This window comes from Rhizobacter sp. P2_H2, assembly GCF_056403375.1.
This window is the reverse complement of sequence record NZ_JBFUFP010000917.1, coordinates 1-2,225: the sequence shown is the minus strand read 5'-3', so window position 1 is coordinate 2,225 and position 2,225 is coordinate 1. Positions and strand designations below refer to the sequence as shown.

At 71.1% G+C, this 2,225-nt stretch carries 2 protein-coding genes; both read right to left on the bottom strand.

Annotated elements, in window-relative coordinates:
- Positions 1–1,304: ABC transporter permease/substrate-binding protein (locus tag AC1D15_RS28200; protein ID WP_477828614.1), on the bottom strand; the 1,304-nt coding region annotated here is incomplete at its 3' end.
- Positions 1,301–2,225, bottom strand: a 925-nt coding sequence (locus AC1D15_RS28195) for a 2-hydroxyacid dehydrogenase (protein ID WP_477828613.1), incomplete at its 5' end; no start/stop codon positions are given. The genes AC1D15_RS28195 and AC1D15_RS28200, both read right to left, overlap by 4 nt.

Sequence of the window (2,225 nt, the reverse complement as noted above, 5' to 3'; positions counted from 1 at the left end):
GTGCCGACGTTGATCACCGCCGCCGTCTTGACGCCCGCCAGCAGCGTCGGCGCGGCCAGCGGCAGCTGCACATGGCGCAGCGTCTGCCGCGGGGTCAAACCCAGCGAGAGCGCCGCCTGCGCCAGCCCCACCGGCACGCCCTGCAGCCCGGCATGCGTGTTGCGCACGATCGGCAGCAGTGCGTAGAGGAACAGCGCGATCAGCGCCGGCAGCAGCCCGATGCTGCCGACCACCGCGATCAGGAAGGCCAGCAGCGCGAGCGACGGCACCGTCTGCAGCACCGACACCACGCCCATCACGACACCGGCGCTGCGCGGCCAGCGCCACGCCGCCACGCCGAGCGGCACGCCGACCAGCACCGCCACCGCCAGCGAGCCGAACACCAGCAGCAGGTGCTGCCCGGCGAGCCGCGCGAAATCGGGGCCGAACAGCCGCTGCGCGAACGTGACCGGTTTCGAGGCCGCCGCCGCGCTGCCCGACAGGAACTGCCGCGCGACCTCGGCGAAGCTCTTGCCGTCGAGCTCGACCTGGGCGTTCAGCGAGATCATCGCCGCCTCGTCGATGCGGCCGGCCAGCGATTGCAGCGGCGCCGGATCCAGCCCGGCGCGCATCAGCAGCACCGCGTCGTACTTCGGGAAGAAGTTCAGGTCGTCCTTCAGCACGCGCAGCTTGTAGCGGCCCACTTTCGCATCGGTGCTGTAGATGTCGATCAGGTCGATGCGCTGCGCCGCGACCGCGTCGTAGGCCAGGCCGTGGTCCAGCCCTGCCGGCTTGTCGTAGCCGAGCCGGTAGGCCGCCTTCAGCGCGGGCCAGCCGTCGGCCCGCTCCAGGAACTCGTGCGACAGCCCCAGCCGCAGCGCCGCCGCCTGCGGCTTCAGCAGGTCGGAGATGCGCTCGATGCCGAGCTGCTGCGCCTGCGATTCGAGCATCGCGAGCGCATAGGTGTCGTTGAAGCCGAGCGGCACCGCGGCCTTCAGCCCGCGCGGCGCGAGCCAGGCGTTCAGCTCGTCGAGCGACGGGTTGCCCTCGCGCTTCAGCAGCTCGCGCACGATGGTGCCGGTGTACTCGGGGTAGACGTCGACCGCGCCGCTCGCCAGCGCCTGCTCCAGGATGCCGGTGTTGCCCAGGCCCTGCTTGTGCGTCGCCGCGATGCCGGCACGCTCATACGTCTGGCGCACGATCTCGCCGAGCACGTACGACTCGGTGAAGCGCTTGGAGCCGACGGTGACACCGTCAGCCGCATGCGCGCAGCATGCCGTCAGCAGGCCGATCAGCACACCGGCGGCGGCGCGCAGCGCGTTCATCCCTTCAGCGCCGCGGCGTTGATGGGCGTCGGCGGATGGCCGGCGTTGGGCCCGAAGCCGAGCGCGGCGATCAGGTTGTCGGCCGCCAGGTTGGCCATCGCGCGCCGCGTCGCGATCGTCGCACTCGCGATGTGCGGGGTCAGCACGACGTTGGGCACCGTCAGCAGCGCAGGGTTCAGCGCCGGTTCGCCTTCGAACACGTCGAGCCCGGCCGACGCGATGCGCCGCTCGGCCAGCGCCTGCGCGAGCGCCGCATCGTCGACGACGCCGCCGCGCGCGATGTTGGTCAGCGTCGCCGTGCGCTTCATCTGCGCGAGCTCGGCGGCGCCGATCGCATGGTGCGAGGCCGGCGAGTACGGCACCACGATCACCAGGTGGTCGGCATCGCGCAGCAGCGCCTCCTTCGAGACGTAGCTCGCGCGGCATTCGGCCTCGATCGCGGGCGCGAGCCGCGAGCGGTTGTGGTAGATCACCTTCATGCCGAAGCCGAGCGCGCCGCGCTTCGCGATGCCCTGCCCGATGCGGCCCATGCCGAGGATGCCGAGCGTCGCGCCGTGCACGTCGCCACCGGTGAACATGTCGTAGGACCACTTCTTCCAGTCGCCGCGGCGCAGGTAGTGCTCCGATTCGGCGATGCGCCGCGCCGCCGCCATCATCAGCGCGAAGCCGAAGTCGGCGGTGGTCTCGGTCAGCACGTCGGGTGTGTTGGTGCACAGCACGCCGCGCGCGTTGCAGGCGTCGACGTCGATGTTGTTGTAGCCGACCGCCATGTTGCACACCGCCTTCAGCTGCGGGTTGGCATCGAGCACCTCGGCATCGAAGCGCTCGCTGCCGGTGGCCAGCACGCCCTGCTTGCCGGCCAGCCGCTCGATCAGCTCGGCCTTCTTGAAGACGCGGTCTTCCGGGTTGTCCTGCACGTCG